This window comes from Faecalicatena contorta (assembly GCF_021531895.1).
Taxonomy (GTDB): Bacteria; Bacillota; Clostridia; order Lachnospirales; family Lachnospiraceae; genus JAFBIX01.
The window spans coordinates 82,301-103,656 of sequence record NZ_JAFBIX010000007.1; the positions used below are offsets into that span (position 1 = coordinate 82,301).

General features: G+C 40.8%; 18 protein-coding genes. 16 read left to right on the plus strand and 2 right to left on the minus strand.

From position 1 onward, the window contains the following. Positions 1–5 precede the first annotated feature (5 nt). The 13 genes from JQM81_RS03780 to JQM81_RS03840 all read left to right on the plus strand — a co-directional run bounded on the left by JQM81_RS03780 (position 6) and on the right by JQM81_RS03840 (position 15,012). Positions 6–1,883, plus strand: coding sequence for a peptidoglycan D,D-transpeptidase FtsI family protein (locus JQM81_RS03780; protein ID WP_235232208.1), 1,878 nt, complete (start codon positions 6–8; stop codon positions 1,881–1,883). Positions 1,884–1,967: 84 nt separating this feature from the next. Further along, the gene (locus tag JQM81_RS03785) at positions 1,968–3,692 is read left to right on the plus strand and encodes a peptidoglycan D,D-transpeptidase FtsI family protein (RefSeq protein ID WP_235232209.1); all 1,725 of its coding nucleotides are present in this window, start codon (positions 1,968–1,970) and stop codon (positions 3,690–3,692) included. A gap of 63 nt (positions 3,693–3,755) precedes the next feature. Further along, positions 3,756–4,712, plus strand: coding sequence for a phospho-N-acetylmuramoyl-pentapeptide-transferase (gene mraY / locus JQM81_RS03790; RefSeq protein WP_235232210.1), 957 nt, complete (start codon positions 3,756–3,758; stop codon positions 4,710–4,712). Between the two features lie 19 nt (positions 4,713–4,731). Beyond that, positions 4,732–6,087 carry a UDP-N-acetylmuramoyl-L-alanine--D-glutamate ligase gene (murD, locus tag JQM81_RS03795; protein WP_235232225.1) on the plus strand — a complete coding sequence of 452 codons (1,356 nt, stop codon included), beginning with the start codon at positions 4,732–4,734 and terminating at the stop codon, positions 6,085–6,087. A gap of 13 nt (positions 6,088–6,100) precedes the next feature. Next, entirely contained in the window at positions 6,101–7,183 is a 1,083-nt protein-coding gene (locus JQM81_RS03800; protein ID WP_331473062.1) for a putative peptidoglycan glycosyltransferase FtsW, read from the plus strand. Positions 7,184–7,218: 35 nt separating this feature from the next. Continuing rightward, complete coding sequence (locus JQM81_RS03805; RefSeq protein WP_235232211.1) at positions 7,219–7,965, plus strand: cell division protein FtsQ/DivIB; 747 nt, start codon at positions 7,219–7,221, stop codon at positions 7,963–7,965. A 137-nt stretch (positions 7,966–8,102) separates the two neighbouring features. Further along, the gene (gene ftsZ / locus JQM81_RS03810) at positions 8,103–9,344 is read left to right on the plus strand and encodes a cell division protein FtsZ (protein ID WP_235232212.1); all 1,242 of its coding nucleotides are present in this window, start codon (positions 8,103–8,105) and stop codon (positions 9,342–9,344) included. A gap of 412 nt (positions 9,345–9,756) precedes the next feature. Further along, positions 9,757–10,584, plus strand: coding sequence for a sigma-E processing peptidase SpoIIGA (locus JQM81_RS03815; protein ID WP_235232213.1), 828 nt, complete (start codon positions 9,757–9,759; stop codon positions 10,582–10,584). Next, entirely contained in the window at positions 10,550–11,290 is a 741-nt protein-coding gene (gene sigE / locus JQM81_RS03820; RefSeq protein WP_235232214.1) for an RNA polymerase sporulation sigma factor SigE, read from the plus strand. The genes JQM81_RS03815 and sigE overlap by 35 nt, the downstream gene beginning before the upstream one ends. A 49-nt stretch (positions 11,291–11,339) precedes the next feature. After that, positions 11,340–12,953, plus strand: coding sequence for an MBL fold metallo-hydrolase RNA specificity domain-containing protein (locus JQM81_RS03825; protein ID WP_235232215.1), 1,614 nt, complete (start codon positions 11,340–11,342; stop codon positions 12,951–12,953). Positions 12,954–13,159: 206 nt separating this feature from the next. Then, entirely contained in the window at positions 13,160–13,936 is a 777-nt protein-coding gene (sigG, locus tag JQM81_RS03830; protein WP_235232216.1) for an RNA polymerase sporulation sigma factor SigG, read from the plus strand. A 131-nt stretch (positions 13,937–14,067) separates the two neighbouring features. Beyond that, the gene (locus JQM81_RS03835) at positions 14,068–14,715 is read left to right on the plus strand and encodes an HAD family hydrolase (protein WP_235232217.1); all 648 of its coding nucleotides are present in this window, start codon (positions 14,068–14,070) and stop codon (positions 14,713–14,715) included. 33 nt (positions 14,716–14,748) lie between these two features. After that, positions 14,749–15,012, plus strand: coding sequence for a glyoxalase (locus JQM81_RS03840; protein WP_235232227.1), 264 nt, complete (start codon positions 14,749–14,751; stop codon positions 15,010–15,012). 31 nt (positions 15,013–15,043) lie between these two features. On the opposite strand, the gene JQM81_RS03845 is transcribed toward JQM81_RS03840, so the two are convergent. Further along, positions 15,044–15,478 carry a hypothetical protein gene (locus tag JQM81_RS03845; RefSeq protein ID WP_235232218.1) on the minus strand — a complete coding sequence of 145 codons (435 nt, stop codon included), beginning with the start codon at positions 15,476–15,478 and terminating at the stop codon, positions 15,044–15,046. Positions 15,479–15,629: 151 nt separating this feature from the next. Between JQM81_RS03845 and pth the strand changes: the two genes are divergently transcribed. From pth to JQM81_RS03860, 3 genes are read left to right on the plus strand one after another with little or no spacing between them, the layout of a single operon-like run. Beyond that, complete coding sequence (gene pth, locus JQM81_RS03850; RefSeq protein ID WP_235232219.1) at positions 15,630–16,214, plus strand: aminoacyl-tRNA hydrolase; 585 nt, start codon at positions 15,630–15,632, stop codon at positions 16,212–16,214. Between the two features lie 2 nt (positions 16,215–16,216). After that, positions 16,217–19,561, plus strand: coding sequence for a transcription-repair coupling factor (gene mfd, locus JQM81_RS03855; protein WP_235232220.1), 3,345 nt, complete (start codon positions 16,217–16,219; stop codon positions 19,559–19,561). A 51-nt stretch (positions 19,562–19,612) separates the two neighbouring features. Further along, positions 19,613–20,692, plus strand: a complete 1,080-nt coding sequence (locus JQM81_RS03860) for a peptidyl-prolyl cis-trans isomerase (protein ID WP_235232221.1) — start codon at positions 19,613–19,615, stop codon at positions 20,690–20,692. Between the two features lie 64 nt (positions 20,693–20,756). Here JQM81_RS03860 and JQM81_RS03865 read toward each other — a convergent pair whose 3' ends face one another. After that, the gene (locus JQM81_RS03865) at positions 20,757–21,203 is read right to left on the minus strand and encodes a GatB/YqeY domain-containing protein (RefSeq protein WP_235232222.1); all 447 of its coding nucleotides are present in this window, start codon (positions 21,201–21,203) and stop codon (positions 20,757–20,759) included. Positions 21,204–21,356 lie beyond the last annotated feature (153 nt).

Sequence of the window (21,356 nt, forward strand, 5' to 3'; positions counted from 1 at the left end):
GAGTTATGGCAAGACAGAAAAAAAGTATTTTTCGAAGAAAATTTTCAAAATTTATGCAGAAAAAGCTAGTGATGATTTTTGTGGCAATCGTACTAGCTTTTGTTTTCTTAGTAGGAAGAATTACATATATTAATGCATCCAATGGCGCCAAATATACAAAGATTGTATTGAATCAGCAACAGTATGACAGTCGTACGATTCCATTTAAACGAGGAGATATCGTGGATCGTAATGGAACGAAGCTTGCGACCAGTGAGAGGGTATATAATGTCATTTTGGATGTAAAAGTTTTGACGGAAGATGAGGATTGCATTGAGCCAACAATCAAAGTGTTAGAAGATTGTTTTGGAATTGAAGAAGAAGTAGTACGGACATTGATAAAGGATAGTCCGTCCAGCAGATATAATATACTAAAAAAGGGGATTGATTATGAGACAGCGCAGGCATTTGAAGAGATTGATGAAGATGATGAAAAGTACTCGGATGTAAAAGGAATCTGGCTGGAAGATGATTATGTAAGAAAATATCCTTATAATACATTAGCAAGTGATGTGATTGGATTTACCGTAAATGGAAATGTGGGAAGCAATGGAATCGAAGCATCTTATAACTCTATCTTGAATGGAACGGATGGCAGGGAATATGGATATCTGGATGACAGTTCTTCTTATGAAAGAACGGTGAAAGAGCCAGAAAATGGAAGTACAATTGTATCAACAATAGATCTGCAGGTGCAGAGTATTGTGGAAAAACATATACTCGCCTTTAATGAAGCCCATAAAAATGAGGCATCTGTTGGAGAAGGAAGTAAGAATACAGCGGTAATTGTAATGAATCCACAAAACGGTGAGATTCTGGCAGAAGCTTCTTATCCGAATTATGATTTGAACAATCCGAGAAAATTTCTTGAATCTTATTCGGATGAAGAATTGGAAGCAATGGCAGAGGAAGCATCAGAAGCGGAAGGTGTAGAAAAGACGGTAGATGACATAAAGATAGATTTGTTGAATGAAAGATGGAATAATTTCTGCGTCAGTGATGTGTATGAACCGGGTTCTACTTTTAAGCCATTTACGATAGCTGCAGGCTTGGAGACCGGTGTTTTGACGGGGAATGAGAATTATACTTGCGGAGGCGTCATGCATGTGGGAGATCATGATATTCATTGTAGTAATCGTGATGGACATGGGCCGCAGACATTGAAGCAGTCTCTGGAAAATTCTTGTAATGTTGCGTTGATGCAGATTGGCGCAAGCCTTGGTACAGAGGAATTCTGTAGATATCAGAAATTATTTGGCTTTGGAGAGTATACAGGAATAGATCTTCCGGGAGAGGCTGTCGGACTTTTATATTCTGCAGAAGATATGGATCCTGCCAGCCTGGCAACCAATTCGTTTGGACAAAACTTCAACGTAACAATGACGCAACTTGCGGCTTCTTTCTGTTCGCTGATTAATGGCGGAGATTATTATAAACCACATGTAGTGAAGCAGATTCAGGATGAAAATGGAAATATTACAGAAAATAAGGATCCAGTATTGCTGAAAAAGACAGTTTCTAATGAAACCAGTGATATTATCAAGGATTATTTACTTGGAGTCGTACAGGAAGGTACTGGTTCATCGGCAGCAGTAGAAGGGTATGATGTTGGCGGTAAAACAGGAACTGCAGAGAAGATCCCTCGTGGCAATGGTAAATATCTGGTATCATTCATTGGATATGCTCCGCAGGAGAATCCGCAAGTGGTAGTGTATGTGGTTATTGACGAACCGAATGTTGCGCAGCAGGCATCCAGTTCTTATGCGACTGAACTGGCATCTTCGATTATGGAAGAAATCTTCCCTTATCTTGGTGTTAAAAAAACAGAACAAGTCAGTGAGTAAGATATGAATTTACAATAATTACAGAATAACCTTGCAAAAGCTATAATAAGTTATAAAAAATGCTTTTGCGAGGTTTTTTGTTTTATGAAAAATAAAACATATAATAAGAAGAAAATTCTTGTTGTATTCTTGTGTGCAGTGACGGTGATTCTGGCACTGGTTGGACGACTTGTGTATCTGATGGTATTTGATGCCGAATATTATCAGAAAAAAGCGGAAGCGCTGCATGAAAGGGAACGTGAAATTAAGGCTGCACGAGGTGAAATCATAGACGCCAATGGAACAGTCCTTGCTACGAACAAAACTGTCTGTACTATATCAGTCATTCACAGCCAGATTACGGATTCCGAACGGGTGATTCAGGCATTAGCTCAGACTTTGGAGATGGAAGAGGAGATTGTTCGAAAGAAAGTGGAAAAAGTGTCTTCTATGGAAAGAATAAAAACAAATGTTGACAAAGAGACTGGAGATAAGATTCGGGATATGGAATTAGATGGAGTAAAAGTGGACGAAGATTTTAAAAGATATTATCCATACAATGAGTTAGCGTCAAAAGTACTGGGCTTTACTGGAGGTGATAACCAGGGGATTATTGGTCTGGAAGTCAAGTACGAAGAGTATCTGAAAGGAATCAATGGAATGATATTAACGACTACAGATGCCAGAGGGGTAGAGCTTGAAGGAGTCGCTGAAGATCGTCTGGAGCCGGTTGCTGGAAATACCTTACAGATTAGCTTGGATTATAATATACAGACTTATGCGCAGCAGATGGCGGAGAAGGTCATGGAAGAAAAGCAGGCCGATAAAGTCGCAATCTTGTTGATGAATCCACAGAATGGAGAGATACTGGCAATGGTAAATGTCCCGGAATTTGATCTGAATGATCCATTTACGTTGAATACAGGGGAAGAGAGCAGTAATATGTCAGATGAAGAAAAGCAGGGTGCTTTGAACCAGATGTGGCGAAATGGATGTATCAATGATACCTATGAACCTGGTTCCACTTTTAAAATCATCACGGCTTCTGCTTGTCTTGAGGAGGGAGTTGTCCATCTGGATGATTCCTTCAGCTGTCCAGGATATCGAATTGTGGAAGATCGAAAGATTCGATGCCATAAAGTGGGTGGTCATGGGGCAGAGACATTTGTACAGGGGATTCAGAATTCCTGTAATCCGGTGTTTATCGATATCGGACTTCGATTAGGAGTGGATAACTTTTACAAATATTTTCAACAATTTGGTCTGTTGAACCTTACGGGAGTAGATCTTCCGGGAGAGGCGGGAACGATTATGCATAAGAAAGAGAATATTGGTTTGGTAGAATTGGCAACTATGAGTTTTGGACAGTCGTTTCAAGTGACTCCGATTCAGATGGCAACAACAGTCAGTTCTCTGGTAAATGGAGGAAGAAGGATTACGCCGCATTTTGGTGTCAGGGTTCTTGATTCAGATGGCAATGAAGTGGAAGAATTTCAATACGAAGAGAAAAAAGACATTGTGTCGGAAGAAACTTCGGCGACTATGCGGATGCTGTTGGAAAGCGTAGTATCAGAAGGCTCTGGAAAGAACGCATATATTGAAGGATATGAGATTGGAGGAAAGACGGCTACTTCTCAGACGCTTCCCAGAAGTGCGAATAAATACATCTCTTCTTTTATTGGATTTGCGCCGGCGGATCATCCACAGGTTTTGGGGATGTGTATCATTTATAATCCTCAGGGCGTATATTATGGAGGAACGATTGCTGCACCGGTGATCAGAGAAATATTTGAAAATATATTACCCTATCTTGGCATTGAAAAAGAATAAGAAATGAAGTATACTAGGTTAGGTTGAAAAGTGAATTAACAAAAGAAATAAAGAGGTGGATATATGGATTATAAAGTGTTTATTCCAGTATTAATATCGTTTGCACTGAGTGTGATTATGGGGCCGTTGATTATCCCGGTATTAAGAAGGCTGAAGATGGGGCAGACGGAAAGAACAGATGGTGTACAGTCACATCTGAAGAAGGCTGGCACTCCGACAATGGGCGGTGTGATCATTCTTTTAAGTGTAGTAATTACATCTGTATTTTATATTAAAGATTATCCGAAGATCATACCAATTCTATTTGTGACACTTGGTTTTGGTCTGATTGGATTTCTGGATGATTATCTTAAGGTTGTAATGAAGCGTTCTGATGGTTTGTTCCCAAAGCAGAAAATGGCACTTCAGATTGTTGTGACAGCAGTGTTTGCATTCTATATGGTCAGATTCACAGATGTTTCGCTTGCGATGATGATTCCGTTTTCTGGAGGAAAGTACTGGGATATCGGCTGGCTGGCGATTCCACTGATGTTCATTGTAGTAATCGGAACGGTGAATGGTGTGAACTTTACAGATGGTCTGGATGGTCTGGCTTCCAGTGTGACTGTGCTTGTTGCGACATTCTTCACTGTAGTTGCAATTGGAACAAAAAGTGGTATTGAACCAATCACCTGTGCAGTGGTAGGAGCACTTTTGGGATTCTTGTTGTTCAATGTATATCCGGCAAGTGTATTCATGGGAGATACAGGCTCCCTGGCATTAGGAGGATTTGTTGCATCAACAGCATATATGCTTCAGATGCCGATTTTCATTATTATTGTCGGATTGATCTATCTGGTAGAAGTATTGTCTGTTATGATTCAGGTAACATATTTTAAGAAAACTGGCGGAAAACGTATCTTTAAGATGGCGCCAATACATCATCATTTCGAATTGTGTGGATGGTCAGAGACAAGAGTTGTGGCAGTGTTTTCAATTGTTACAGCGATTCTTTGTCTGGTGGCATTGATGGCTATGTAGGAGGAAACAAAGGTTGAATATGGAAGTTGCAGAGAAAAGAGTACTCGTATTTGGTTCGGGAATCAGTGGAATTGGGGCAGTAAAATTATTAGAAAAGCATCAGGCAGATGTGGTTCTCTATGATGGAAATGAAAAATTAGAAGAGGCACAGATCCGTGCAAAATTAGGCGTGGACAGTAAAGCAAGAATCATAATCGGAGCTTTTCCAGAAGAATTATTAGAAGAATTAGATCTTGTTATTTTGAGTCCTGGAGTTCCGACAGATCTTCCGGTGGTAGAGAAGATGAGGGAGAAGAATATTCTGGTTATAGGAGAGATTGAACTGGCATATCAGATGGGAAAGGGAGATGTGCTGGCGATTACCGGAACAAATGGTAAGACAACAACAACGTCTCTGTTGGGAGAAATTATGAAAAATTATCAGGACGACGTGTATGTAGTGGGAAATATTGGAAATCCGTATACGATTGCGGCAGATCAGATGACGGAACATACGATTACAGTCGCTGAGATGAGTAGTTTTATGTTGGAAAGTATTGTAGATTTTCGCCCGAGAGTCAGTGCGATTCTGAATTTTACACCAGATCATCTGAATCGTCATCATACGATGGAAGCGTATGTGAATGCGAAGAAAAATATAGCCAGAAATCAGACGGAAGAAGATTATTGCATTTTGAATTATGAAGATGATCTCACCAGAGAATTTGGAAAAAATCTGAAAACACAGGTTCTATATTTCAGCAGTCAGCGTAAACTAGAAGAAGGAATTTATCTTGAGGATGGCAACATTATATTCCATTATCATGGTGTAGAAGAAACAATCTGCCATGTGGATGAATTGCAGATCCTTGGAACACATAATCATGAAAATGTAATGGCTGCAGCTGCGATGGCAGCTGTCTATGGAGTACCGATGAATGTCATCCGTGAGAGTGTCAAGGCATTTGGCGGAGTAGAGCATCGTATTGAATATGTGACGGAAAAAAATGGCGTCGTGTTCTATAATGATTCAAAAGGAACGAATCCGGACGCTGCAATCAAAGGAATTCAGGCTATGAATCGACCGACGGTCCTGATCGGTGGAGGATATGACAAAGGTTCCGAATATAAGGAATGGATTCAGAGCTTTGATGGAAAAGTGAAGAAACTGGTCCTTCTGGGAGCCACGAAGGAAAAAATTGCAAAAGATGCCAAGTGCTGTGGATTTACAGATTATATGTTTGCCGATACATTTGAAGAAGCCGTTCTTACTGCGGCAAAGTTGGCAGAGCCGGGAGAAGCAGTTTTGTTATCTCCGGCATGTGCAAGCTGGGATATGTTCTCTAGTTATGAAGTACGTGGAGAGAAGTTTAAAGAGATTGTAAATTCCTTATAAGGAGTGGCATAGATTGACACTATTGAACAGGAAAAAGTATGATTATACACTTCTTGCTGCGTTATTTCTGCTCGTTATTATGGGGCTTGTGATCCTCTATAGTACGAGTGCATATAATGGAGAAGTAAAGTTCCATGATTCGTTTTACTATCTGAAGAAGCAGGCTTTTGCAACACTGCTTGGAATTGCCGGAATGTTTGTGGCTTCGAATATGGATTATCATATATGGAAGCATCTGGCAGTTCTTGGATATTTTACGGCAATCTTATTGTCAATAGCAGTTTTGTTTATAGGCGATGAATATAATGGGTCCAAAAGATGGCTGTCTTTGGGCCCGTTTTCTTTTCAGCCGTCAGAATTTGCAAAAGTAGCAGTGATCCTCTTCCTCGCATATATGGTGACAAAAAATGTTCAAAATATGGGAAAGATGCGAACGATGATTAAGATTATCGTGATGATTCTGCCAATTGTGGCACTGGTGGGTGCCAGCAATTTGAGTACAGCAATCATTATTCTGGGAATAGCGGTGATTCTAGTGTTTGTGGCAAGTCCGAAGTATGGACAGTTTGTTGTCATGGGTGTTCTTGGAGTAGGATTTATGACTATTTTTCTGGGATTGGAAAGTTATCGACTAGAGAGACTGGCAATTTGGAGAAATCCAGAAGCTTATGAAAAAGGATATCAGACTCTCCAGGGACTGTATGCAATTGGGTCAGGAGGACTCTTTGGAAAAGGTCTGGGGCATAGCATTCAGAAGCTTGGGTTTGTGCCTGAAGCACAGAATGATATGATCTTCTCAATCATCTGCGAAGAACTTGGGCTGTTTGGGGCTGGATTCATACTAATTCTGTTTTTGATTCTGATCTGGCGCTTTTTTGTGATTGCCACTCATGCTCAGGATTTGTTTGGAGCATTGATTGCTACGGGTGCAATGGGGCATATGATGATCCAGGTGATATTGAATATTGCAGTGGTGACCAACACGATTCCGAATACTGGAATTACACTTCCATTTATAAGTTATGGAGGAACGTCCGTGGTTTTTTTACTTTTTGAAATGGGACTTGTACTAAGTGTATCATCTTTGGTAAAATAAAACACAAGAGTAAGCAGACAAAAGGGAGCATAATAATGGGAGAGACAAAAAAGAAAAAAAAGAAGACGCACCGACTATATGCATTTATTGTGTTGGTTTTAGGTGTTGCAATTATCGCGTTGGGTATATTAATTCTTTTCTATGTACAAGAGATAGAAGTCAGTGGGAATGAATATTGTTCTGACCAGGAGATTGTGGATACAGTGCAAAATGATAAATATTCTGTTAATACACTGTATATTGTCGGAAAATATGCTTTGGGATATGGAAAAGAACTACCATGTTTTGAAAGCATGAAAGTGAGTTTGAAATCTCCCTGGGCGTTAAAGGTGACGGTAAAGGAAAAGACAATCGTAGGATATGTTCAAAACGGTGATCATTATGATTATTTTGATAAAGAAGGGCTGGTAGTGGCCGAGTTACCTTCTCTGATAGAAGGACTACCGTGTATTGAAGGAATTGAAGTGAAAGACATCAAGCTATATCATAAGTTGAAAAGTGATGATGTTGGCATTTTTGAAGAAATATTAGAGACTTCGCAGGAAGTGACAAAATACAATCTGACTACAGACAGGATTGTGTGTAAGGATGATGCAATCTATCTATATATAGGAAATATATGTGTTAATCTGGGGGAAAATGTATCTTCTGAGCAGATTGCCCAGATTGAACCAATTATAGAAAAACTGGGTGATCAGCCGGGAACGCTTCATCTGGAAAATTATTCTGAGAATAATACAATAATAACCTTTGACAAGGAAGAAATTCAGGAAGAAAATTAAGAAAAATAGCCAAATTCTATTGATATTTTGTACGAAAGTCTTTATTATATAGTATATATGGCAAACTGAACTCATTTCATTTGCTTTATGTATGGGATGTATAATATATAATAAGGATAACAAAGGAGGAGAAACCCTTGCTAGAAATTAAAACGAATGAATCAGAAGCAGCGGCAAAAATAATTGTTGTTGGAGTCGGCGGTGGCGGTAATAATGCTGTAAACCGTATGATTGACGAGCAGATTGCCGGTGTCGAATTTATTGCTATTAATACAGATAAGCAGGCGCTTCAATTATGTAAAGCCCCAACATTAATGCAGATCGGGGACAAGATCACCAAGGGACTTGGTGCAGGTGCAAGACCTGAAATCGGAGAGAAAGCAGCAGAAGAAAGTGCAGAAGAGATATCTGCAGCATTAAAGGGAGCAGATATGGTATTTGTAACTTGCGGTATGGGCGGTGGTACCGGGACAGGTGCTACACCAGTAGTTGCACGGATTGCAAAAGAGCAGGGTGCTCTGACTGTAGGTGTTGTAACGAAGCCTTTCCGTTTCGAGTCTAAGACACGTATGAATAATGCTCTTGCTGGAATTGAAAAGTTAAAAGAAAGCGTCGATACATTGATTGTTATCCCGAATGATAAATTGCTGGAGGTTGTGGACAGACGTACGACTATGCCAGAAGCTTTAAAGAAAGCAGATGAAGTATTGCAGCAAGGTATTCAGGGTATTACAGACCTGATCAATGTACCTTCACTGATCAACCTTGACTTTGCGGATGTTCAGACTGTTATGACGGATAAAGGTATTGCACATATCGGTATTGGACAGGGACGTGGTGATGACAAGGCACTGGAAGCTGTTAAGCAGGCAGTTGCCAGTCCGTTGCTTGAGACAACGATTGCAGGCGCATCTCATGTTATTATTAATGTATCTGGTGATATCACACTTATGGATGCATCTGATGCGGCTGAGTATGTACAAGAACTTGCAGGAGAAGATGCGAATATTATCTTTGGTGCAATGTATGATGATTCCAGAGCTGATGAAGCAACGATTACAGTAATTGCAACAGGCCTTCATAATGTAGGCGGAAGTGCTTCGAAATTAAAATCAAGACTTGAAAACCAGAGAGTTTCTTCAATGCCACATAATGCAGCAGCATCACAGGTATATGAAAGAGCTGGTCAGACTGCGCCACGCAGCTCTCAGGCTTCTCCAAGATTAGATTTTGGTGCAGCTCCTACACAGGGCGGTGGAACAACGTCTGCTCCGAGAAGACCAGTAGGAGGTACAACTCCTACTTTGGATACACCAAGAACACCAACCAGCAAAGTGAAAGAACAGTCTATTAAGATACCAGATTTCTTTAAGAAGTAATTTATTATTAAGAAGTAATTCATTAGATTATAAAAAAAGAATGTGCTTTGGCACATTCTTTTTTTATTGCTGTATAGCTTGAAGAATCAGCTGATGCAGAAGTTTTACGGTTGTGGAAAGTATCATTTCCACCAGGAAAAATATTCGGGAAGAAATGACAATAAACGCCAAAAAATCCTCTTTTTCTTTTCAAAATTCTTTCTTTTGTGCCAAAAAAGTATACCAAATATAGTATTTCTACAAATAGAATTCCCCAAAATGACTTTTCTGAATCTATATCTTGTGGTTCACAGGAACTGTCGAACGAAAATCAAAATCCACTCCATCATCTGACAAAATCTTTTCGAGATGACTCGTATAATAAATTTTGCTGATGTACCAAACCGGTGATGAAAATGAAAGAAGGTGGAGCGTGTACTATGAATTATACATAGATGTATTCTTTATGGTGAATTTTATGATGGATTATCTTGTACTGATGATTACTCGTAAGATGATAAGATGTTCTGTCCCTGCCTGGCGTGTCTGTCTGGCGGCTGTGGCAGGTGCATTTCTTACGTGTCTGATCGTAGTGGTTCCATTGAACAATACATTCATGAAATTCATACTGTTCCATGGTTTGGTAAGTGTTGCAATGATAAAAACAGGATTTGGAATCAGGCAGTGGCGTGAATTGATAAGAACTTGGATTCTGATCTATGTTAGCGGTTTCCTGATCGGAGGAGTGTTACTGTGCGTTCGACAATATGTACGAATAGGAAGCCTTTTCTTTGTTCTGGCTATTGTTAGTTATTATGTAGTGTCAGGAATCTGGAGCCTGATCAGCTATCTGGCACGGAGAAAGCAAAGTCGCGTAAAAGTAATTCTCTGTAATGGCAAAAGACAATGTCAGGTAGAGGCGCTGATAGATACCGGGAATTGTCTAAGAGATGAGATTACAGGAGGTCCGGTCAGTATTGTTGACCAGAAAGTAATCCGTGTTTTGTATGGGAAAGAAAATCTGACAAAACTTCGCTATATTCCGTATCATTCGATTGGACGTTCCGAAGGAGTTATGCCGCTGATCCGTCTGGATGGGATGTATGTCTGCCAAGAAAGAAGATTCTGGATTGCAGAACCGCTGGTCGCAGTTTCCGAAGAAGATCTGACAGCGGATGATTATCAGATGATTCTGAATCCTGATATATTAATAGGAGGAATCGATTATGGTGATAAAAGTGGCAGTGCCGCATCAATTTAAGCTGAAGGTAGTTCCGGACTTTCGTACATTCTTTTTCCCGGATAAAAAAGATATTCATTATATTGGAGGATCGGACATTCTGCCGGCTCCCTTGGACAGTAATGAGGAGATGGCTGCAATCAATGATCTGGGATCTGAAGATGATAAACAGGCGAGAAAGGTTCTGATTGAACACAATTTGAGGCTGGTAGTGTATATTGCAAAAAAATTTGATAATACAGGAGTGGGTGTAGAGGATTTAATTTCTATTGGTACAATTGGATTAATAAAAGCAATTAATACGTTTAATCCGGATAAGAATATTAAGCTTGCGACATATGCCTCTCGATGTATCGAAAATGAGATTCTGATGTATCTTAGAAGGAATAATAAGACGAAGATGGAAGTCTCAATTGATGAGCCTTTGAATGTAGACTGGGATGGTAATGAATTATTGTTGTCCGATATTCTGGGAACGGAAGAGGATACAATATATAAGGACCTGGAGAATGAAGTGGAGAGAAAACTTCTAATCCGGGCAATTAACCGACTGTCAGGAAGAGAACGTACGATCATTCAGATGCGTTTTGGCCTGGGGACGCCGGATGGCGAAGAGAGAACGCAGAAAGAAGTGGCGGATATGCTCGGTATCTCTCAGTCATATATATCAAGATTAGAGAAAAAGATCATGCAGAGATTAAGACGCGAAATGGTAAAGTATTCATAGCAACTTTTACAGAAAAGGTGTATAATGAAAACAAAAAGGGGTTGGTTTTATGAGACTTAGCTTTATCGGAGCAGCCCATGAAGTAACCGGTAGTTGTCATTTGCTAGAGGCGTGTGGAAAGAATATTCTGATTGACTGTGGTATGGAACAAGGGCCAGATCTCTATGAGAATCAGGAACTTCCTGTCACAGCGGGAGAGATCGATTATATACTTCTGACTCATGCACATATTGATCATTCTGGTAAAATTCCGCTCTTGTGTAAAGAAGGATTTAAAGGAGAGATCGTAACAACGTTTGCTACGGCAGATTTATGTAATATTATGCTTCGTGACAGTGCACATATTCAGGAGTTTGAAGCTGAATGGCGAAACCGTAAGGCCAAGAGGAGCGGCGCGGAAGTGTATGAACCGTTGTATACCATGGCAGATGCAGATGCTGCAATTCAGTTGTTATCACCTTGTGATTATGACCAGAAGATTACTTTGTGTGAAGGGATTGAAGTCCGCTTTTGTGACGTAGGCCATTTGCTGGGGTCTGCAAGTATCGAAGTGTGGATTACAGAAGGGGATATTTCTAAGAAAATTGTTTTTTCCGGCGATGTGGGAAATCGAAATCAACCTATTATCAAAGATCCACAAAAAGTTGCAGAGGCTGATTATGTGGTCATTGAATCAACTTATGGGGATCGTACACATGGGGATGAGATCCCGGATTATGTGGGAGAATTTACCAGGATTCTTCGAGAAACATTTGCAAAAGGCGGTAATGTGGTGATTCCGTCCTTTGCAGTGGGGCGGACGCAAGAGATATTATACTTTATCCGTGAGATTAAAGAAAAGAATCTCCTTCCGGAATATCCTGGCTTTGAAGTGTATGTGGATAGTCCATTGGCAATTGAAGCGACTAACGTATTTAATAAAAATGTAAAGTCATGCTTTGATGAGGATGCTATGGCATTGGTAGAACAAGGGATTAATCCATTGGTTTTCCCAGGGCTTAAGACAACGATTACCAGTGAAGAATCGAAGATGATCAATTTTGATGACAAGCCAAAAGTTATCTTATCGGCATCTGGTATGTGTGAGGCTGGAAGAATCAGGCATCATTTGAAGCATAATCTGTGGCGATCTGAATGTACGATATGTTTTGTGGGATATCAGGCGATTGGAACTTTGGGCAGAAAATTGATTGAGGGAGCGGAATGTGTCAAGCTGTTCGGAGAGAATATTACGGTGAATGCCCGCATTGAATCTTTGAAGGGAATCAGTGGTCATGCAGATATGAATGGCCTTCTGGACTGGCTGAAAGGATTTGAGAAGAAGCCACAGCGTGTCATTGTTGTGCATGGTGAGGATACGGTTACGGATCATTTCGCAAGTCTGGTGGAGGAGACCATTGGATGTCCGGCATTTGCTCCGTATTCTGGCGGTGCGGTAGATCTGGCAGCCAACGAGATCCTTACAGAAGGAGTGAAGGTTCCGAAGAAGGCTGTGGAGAAGCCGGCCAGGGTAAAGGCTGCTTCTGCTTTCAATCGTGTTGTTGCTGCTGCGAAGAGACTGCTTGAAGTTGTATATAAGAATGAAGGTCTTGCGAATAAAGATCTGGCAAAATTTGAGAGTCAGATTATGAATCTGGCAGATAAATGGGATCGAGAAGAATAAGCTGCTATAGTGAGTGGATGATAAGCGGGAACAGGGGCGCATAGATGATATGCGCCCCTGTTATAATGGGATATATTATGAGATACATATTTGTCAAGGAGTAAAACTTTTTTTATTTTCCTATGATGGAGAATAACGAAAGTGCATAATGAGAATCATTTTACTAGAGAAAAATTACTTTATTCATCTAGTAGGAGGGCTCAATTATGGCACAGGGAAAAGTTGAAATATGCGGTGTGAATACGGCAAAGCTTCCAATCCTGAATGAAGAGGAGAAGGAAGCTTTAATTGCGCGCATCAAAGTAGGGGATGCAGAGGCAAAAGAAGAATATATCAAAGGAAATTTAAGACTGGTATTGAGTGTAATCAAACGTTTTGGAGGAAGTAATGAGAATCCAGATGACTTGTTTCAGATTGGCTGCATAGGTCTGATTAAAGCAATCAATAATTTTAATACAGAATTAGACGTCAAATTCTCCACCTATGCTGTGCCAATGATTATTGGGGAAATTCGCAGATATATGAGAGATAATAATTCTATCCGCGTCAGCCGCTCGCTTCGTGATACTGCGTACAAAGCTATTTATGCGAAAGAAAATTATGTCAAACGCAATCTCAAAGAGCCAACTGTCCAGGAGATTGCGGAAGAGATTGGAATCTCTAAAGAAGACATAGTTTTTGCGTTGGACGCCATACAAGTGCCAATGAGCCTTCAGGAACCAGTATACAACGATGGAGGAGATGCGCTATATGTCATGGATCAGATTAGTGACACCAAGAACAAAGAAGATAAATGGGTCGAAGATCTGTCCCTGGAAGCCGCCATGGAACACTTAGGAGAACGGGAACGGTACATTATAAAACTGCGTTTTTTTGAAGGAAAAACACAGATGGAAGTAGCAGAAGAGATACAAATCTCGCAGGCACAAGTCAGCCGTCTGGAAAAAAATGCATTGAGGATTATGAGACAGTACCTCACTTAGGTACACCCTGTTTGTCGATTAGGTACACCACATTTTGCAAGTGGGGACGTAGACTTTTTTCAAAAGTCTACGTCCCCACTTGCATTTTTACCCCTCACATACTATGATTAGTGCATGGAGGGATTTGTATTATGAAGGCTTGTATATTTGATTTAGACGGAACATTGACAGATTCATTGGAATCTCTGGCGTATTCTGTAAAAGCAACTTTAAGGGAAATGGATCTTCCGGAGATTACGACGGATGAATGTCGCCGGTTTGTAGGTGATGGAGCAAGATGTCTGATGGAGCGCTCGCTTCGGGCAACGGGAGAAGAGAATGTAAAAAGAATTGAAGAAGCTATGGAGATATACGGACGTATATTTGATGAGAATTGTACATATCATGTAACACCATATGAAGGAATCGTCCAGATGCTGAAGAGTATGAAGGATAAGGGGATTAAGTTGGCGGTTTTGTCGAATAAGCCGCATCAGCAGACGGTGAAGGTGGTTCGTGAGGTTTTTGGCGAGGAGATGTTTGATTTTGCACAAGGGCAGAAGGAAGAGATCGCGAGAAAGCCGGATCCGGCAGGTGTTAATTATCTGATGGAGCAGATGGGCGTGTCACAGGAGGAATGCCTCTATGTGGGAGATTCTGAAGTAGATATCCGAACGGGAAAGAATGCGGGACTGCGTACTATCAGCGTGGCGTGGGGGTTCCGGTCGAAGGAAGTGTTAGAAACTGCAGGAGCCGATACTATTATTGGCAGCCCGGAAGAATTATTGCAGTTCGTTTAAAGAAAAAACGGAATAAGGGAGGATTTTGTGAAAATGTATGAGTACGATGAAGATTGCCTGAAGACATTTCTTAAGAATCAGGCACAGTTATTTGATGAGCCGGTTGCGGAGACGCTGGAAGAAGCGGAAGCGTTTCTGGAAGACTGTATGGCGGTTGTAGTCGATAGTATTGAAGAAGTCAGAGAATTTCTTGAAGAAGAAGGCATGGATGTGGATGGAATGTCGGAAGAAGAGCTGGAAGAAGCGTCGGAGGTATTTTCTATTCCGGGTGGAAGATATCTGATCGTAGAAGGATAATAGAATGAAGATTACATTGAAAAAGCCGAAGCTATTCAGAAGTTTCGGCTTTTTTCAATGCTTCTTCGATTGCATTTACAATCATCTGGGAAGTATATGGATTATCTTCAGAATATTGGATATTATCTAGTGATTGATTGTTGTATATCTGTTCTGCGATATCTTCTATCGTAGGTTGAATCAAAGGATACATTGCAGAAATACTTTCGTCAAGATTGGAGAAACGAATGGAGTTAATATGGGATTCGTCGACGGTTACTTCTACTTCAAGTGCAGTATTGTTTAATGACAGTGTGGACGTATAGACTCCTGGCATATATTTTGCTTCGTTTGATTTTGCTTCTTTATGTTTGGGAAGGAACATAAATACCAAAAGTAGAATTAATATGACTGCCAGCGCAGCAAAAATCAAGGTATAGATGATTTCCTTCATATGCAATACGACGATTTTGGTTTTGGAACTCATAGAGACCTCCTGTATTATGGATGAATTGTTACTTTCTATAATGTATGAGAAAAGAGTGGAAATTATTCATGGCTTCTTGTATAATAAAAAACTACGATTTCTATTAAAATTCTATAAATAAAATTCTATAAAATTACGAGGTGACAAACAGATGTATATTATTGCAGGACTTGGAAATCCCACATTACAGTATGAAGGAACACGACATAATGTCGGGTTTGATGTCATAGATACATTGGCGGATAAATATAATATATCGGTAGATGCGAGAAAGAGCCGTGCTTTCATTGGAAAAGGAATGATTGAAGGGCAGAAGGTTATTCTGGTCAAGCCTCAGACTTATATGAACCTAAGTGGGGAGAGTATACGGGGGCTCGTGGATTATTATAAGATTGATGTGGAACATGAACTGCTGGTAATCTATGATGACATCAGTCTGGATGTCGGTCAGCTGAGAATTCGTAAAAAAGGAAGCGCCGGAGGACATAACGGAATTAAAAATATTATTGCGAATCTGGGTACACAGAATTTTCCGAGAATTAAAGTGGGGGTTGGTGAGAAACCGAAGAAATATGATCTTGCAGATTATGTGCTCAGTCATTTTTCAAAAGCAGAGAGTGAGCTGATGGAAGAAGGATACCAGAAAGCAGTAAAGGCGGTGGAGATGCTCCTTGACGGAGAGATGGAAGCTGCTATGAATGAATATAACAGAAAAGTAAAGCCTAAGGAGGCATAGATATGCAAGCCTTAATCAGGCCATTGAATGAATTAGCAGAGTTTGAAGAGATTAGTAAAAAAAGGATGAAAGCACCGGGAATGATACGAGTATGTGGCTGTGTCAATTCTCAGAAATCCCATATGATGTATGCGCTGAGCGATGGCTGTCATTACAAAGTCATCGCTTGTTCCAGTGAATCTAAGGCGAAGCAAGTCTATGAGGAATATCGGTTCATGGATGCAGAGACTTATCTGTATCCGGCGAAAGATCTGTTGTTTTATCAGGCAGATATTCGAAGCAAGGAGTTGATCAGACAGAGAATGGAGGTGCTTCAGGCGATCGTTGCGGGAGGACCGATGACTGTTGTGACCAGTTTCGATGCTTTTATGGATTCCTTGCTCCCAAAAGAGGTTATTAGAGAGAGGATGCTCCATATTTCCAATGACAGTGTGATTGACCTGGAAGAAATGCAGAAGAAGCTTGTAGCACTTGGATATGATCGGGAAATTCAGATTGAAGGGCCAGGGCAGTTTGCAGTTCGGGGAGGAATTCTGGACGTCTATCCATTGACTGAGGAGCTTCCGGTTCGTATTGAATTGTGGGGAGATGAAGTGGACTCGATTCGTACATTTGATGTAGAGAGCCAGAGATCCATTGAGAATTTGACAGAAGTAACCATCTGCCCTGCATTGGAATTTCCACAGGAGGGGGAAAAAGGAGTATCTTTTTTAGATTATTTTCCGACAGATCAGACGATTCTTTTCTTAAACGAACCCGTCCGCCTTCTGGAAAAAGGACAAGGTGTAGAAGAAGAATTTATGGAGGCAAAGAAAAACAGGCTGGAAAGCGGATATCAGCTGGAAGAAGGAGAAGTCAAGCTGTATCAGACGGAAGCAGTTCTGAAGAAAATGAACGGTTACAGCAGCATCGGTTTTTTTTCGTTAGATATGCGTTGCAAAGGTTTGGAAGTTCGGGCATCTTACAGTCTTCAGACTAAGAGTGTGAATCCCTATAATAGTAGTTTTGATGCGCTGACACAGGATCTGAAGCGATTGAAGCGAAATGGATATAGAGTCATTCTGTTGTCGGGTTCCAGAACCCGGGCAAAGAGGTTGGCAGAAGATCTGAGAGATTATAATCTTAGTAGTTATTACAGCGAAGAGATGAATCGGGAAGTCATGCCGGGGGAGATTATGACGGCATATGGATATGTAGCAGAAGGTTATGAATATCCACTCCTTAAGTTTACTGTCATCTCAGAGACGGATATATTTGGTAAGACTAGAAAAAAGAAGAAGAGAAAGGTCTACGAAGGCCGTAAGATTCAGAGCTTTGCGGAATTAAAACCGGGAGACTATGTGGTACATGAGAACCATGGACTGGGAATCTATCAGGGAATTGAGAAGATTGAAGTAGACAAGATCTCAAAAGATTATATGAAGATTTCTTATGCGCAAGGTGGGAATCTCTATATTCCGGCAACTCAATTGGATCTTATTCAGAAGTATGCCAGTGCGGATGCAAAGAAACCAAGACTGAACCGTCTGGGAACCCAGGATTGGAATAAGACGAAGACGAGAGTACGGGGAGCGGTAAAAGAAATTGCAAAGGATCTGGTTGAACTCTATGCAGCCAGACAGAATCAGGACGGTTATGTGTATGGGGAAGATACCGTCTGGCAGAGGGAATTTGAAGAAATGTTTCCATTTGAGGAAACAGAAGACCAGTTACTGGCGATTGAAGCTGTAAAACGAGATATGCAGAGTCATAAGATTATGGACCGTCTGATTTGCGGGGATGTAGGGTATGGTAAGACAGAGATTGCGATCCGTGCTGCATTTAAAGCGGTTCAGGAGAATAAGCAAGTAGTCTATCTGGTACCAACTACAATATTGGCACAGCAGCATTATAATACATTTACACAGCGAATGAAGAATTTCCCGGTCAGAGTAGATTTGATGTGCAGATTTCGCACTCCTGCTCAGCAGAAAAAGACGATTGAGGACACGAAGAAAGGACTGGTAGATATCATTGTCGGTACTCATCGGGTATTGGGAGATGACTTGAAATTCAAAGACTTGGGTCTTCTGATCATTGATGAAGAGCAGCGCTTTGGTGTACAGCATAAAGAGAAGATTAAAAAATTAAAAGAGAATATAGATGTACTGACGTTGACAGCAACGCCAATCCCCAGAACACTTCATATGAGCCTGATAGGAATTCGTGATATGAGTGTGTTGGAAGAAGCCCCGAACGATCGTATGCCGATTCAGACTTATGTAATGGAATATAATGATGAGATGGTAAGAGAAGCTATTGAAAGGGAATGTTCCAGACAAGGACAGGTCTACTATGTGTATAACCGGGTCGAGGATATTGCGGAAGTTGCAGCCAGAATTCAGAAGCTTGTGCCAGATGTTACGGTGGAATATGCACATGGACAGATGCGGGAACATCAGCTGGAGAAGATTATGTATGAGTTTATCAATGGAGAGATTGATGTGCTGGTATCGACGACAATCATCGAGACAGGTCTGGATATTTCCAATGTTAATACGATGATTATTCATGACGCAGATCGCCTGGGATTGTCACAACTGTACCAGCTTCGCGGAAGAGTCGGACGTTCGAATCGAATGGCTTATGCATTCCTCCTGTATCGTAAGGATAAGTTGCTGAAAGAAGTGGCGGAAAAGAGATTATCTGCAATTCGGGAATTTACCGATCTGGGATCAGGATTTAAAATTGCAATGCGAGATCTGGAGATTCGAGGAGCAGGGAATCTTCTTGGCGCAGAGCAGCACGGTCATATGGAAGCAGTAGGATATGATCTGTATTGTAAGATGTTAAATGAGGCTGTGAAACATCTGAAAGGTGAGATGGATGAAGATACCTTTGTGACAACGATGGATCTGAATGTGGATGCTTATATTCCGGATTCATATATTCCGAATGAGTACCAGAAGCTAGATATTTATAAGCGGATAGCGGCCATAGAAAACGAGGAAGAAAAAGAAGACATGATGGAAGAGTTGATAGATCGTTTTGGAGATATTCCGAAGAAAGTGGAAAAATTATTGGATGTGGCAAGTTTAAAAGCAATGGCGCACAATGTATATGTCACCGCTGTAGAGCAAAAGGGAGAGATCTATACATTTACCATGTATGAAAAAGCAAAAATTCAGACCCAGAAGATTCCGGAATTCCTGGAAAAATTCAAAGGAGAGCTGATCATAAAAGCTGATGCGGTCAATCCTTGCTTTATCTATGAGAAAAAGAAGCGCAATAAAAAAGAAAAAGCGCCAGATGCACTATCGGTTGTGAAAAAAGTGTTAATTGAAATGAAAGCATTGATTGAAACGTAAAAAAAGGATATAATAAATGAGTTAATGGTACTAAGGAGGGTATATACAGATATGAAAAGAAGAATATTGATGCTTGCAATGGCGGGGGTGTTGGCGTTGACATCTCTTACCGGATGCAGCTCATTCAATGATGATGATGTGGTTGTCACCGTGAACGATACAGAGATTACGGCAGATGTTGCTAATTTTTATGCGAGATACATGCAGGCTCAGTATGAGACTTATTATTCAGCTTATCTGGGAGACGATATGTGGAGTTCAGAAGCAGAAGAAGGTAAGACGTACGAAGAATCTGTCAAGGACAGTGTCTTGGAAGAACTGGAAAAGATGGTTCTTCTTGAAGAACATATGGAAGAATATGATGTGTCTCTTTCTGATGAAGAGAAGCTTGTGATTGAAGATGCAGCCAAGGAATTTGATGAGGCAAATGCATTGGAGGACAAGGAGAAGGTATCTGGTACAGAGAAGGCTGTAAAGCGTGTGATGACGCTTTTGGCTATTCAGCAGAAGATGTCAGATGCGATTCAGGCAACTGCAGATACAGAGGTTTCAGATGAAGAAGCAGCACAGAAGAGCATGCAATATGTATACTTCTCTTATACTACCACGGCAGAAGATGGAACCACTCAGGATATGACGGATGATGAAAAGGCAGATGTAAAGGCGCAGGCAGAAGGTTTTGCAGAAGGGGCTGCAGCGGCAGAAGATTTCAATGTATATGCCCAGGAACAGGGACTTGAGACATCTACGGCGACTTTTGATAAAGACAGTACATCACCTTCCGCAGATCTGGTTGCAGCAGCGGATGCTTTGAATGAAGGAGAGATAACAGGGGTTATAGATACGGATAGCGGATGTTATGTTGCAAAAGTGACCAGTCTTTTTGATCAGGATGCAACGAATAGTAAGAAGCAGGAAATCATCAGCCAGAGACAGCAGGAGAAATATACAGAGACCTGTGATGGGTGGATGGATGATGCAGATATTAATGTCGATAAAAAGGTATGGAAGAAGATTGATTTTAATGATTTGAGTGTTACGATTAAGGAAGAATCCGAAGAACCATATGCAGATTCTATTCAGACAGATGATGTTGATGAGTCAGAAGATTCCGGCACAGAAGCAGAATAAAAAGAAGAACAAAAAAACCGATCTGAAATTGTGATTTCAAGATCGGTTTTTTATTGCCATCAGCTTAGCTCATAAAAGAAGATACAATCTCATTGACCAGCTTGCCGTCGGCTTTGCCTTTTACCTTTGGCATTAGATTTTTCATGATCTTTCCTTTGTCTTTTGCAGTCGGAGCATCCAGACCCATCTCGGCAAGAACGGAAGCGAAGATCTCCTTGATCTCGGCTTCATCCATCATCTTAGGGGCATATTGTTCTAATACAGCCAGACGTTTGGTGCATTCATCAATAATCTCTGTGCGGTCGGAAGGAGTCATTTCCAGAGTCTCTTTGGTCTGCTTGATCTCTTTCATGATAACCTGTGTCTCTTCTTCGGGAGTCAGATCAGCGCGTTTGTCAATTGCTTTATTCTTAAGAGCAGCCAACAGCATGGACAGCGTTTCCTTGGTTTCTTTGTCACCGGCCTTCATGGCTTTGACCATATCGGCACGAACTTCTTCGATTTTACTCATGTTTTCATTCCTCCTATCATTGTCTGATAACTTCTCGGAATCTTCAGCCCTGATTTTATAAGGCTTTCCGACCCTTATCTCAAAAAATCACCCACTTTTTTGCAAAAAACGCTTGACAAATCGCTCAAAATTTGCGGCGAAGCCGATTGATTA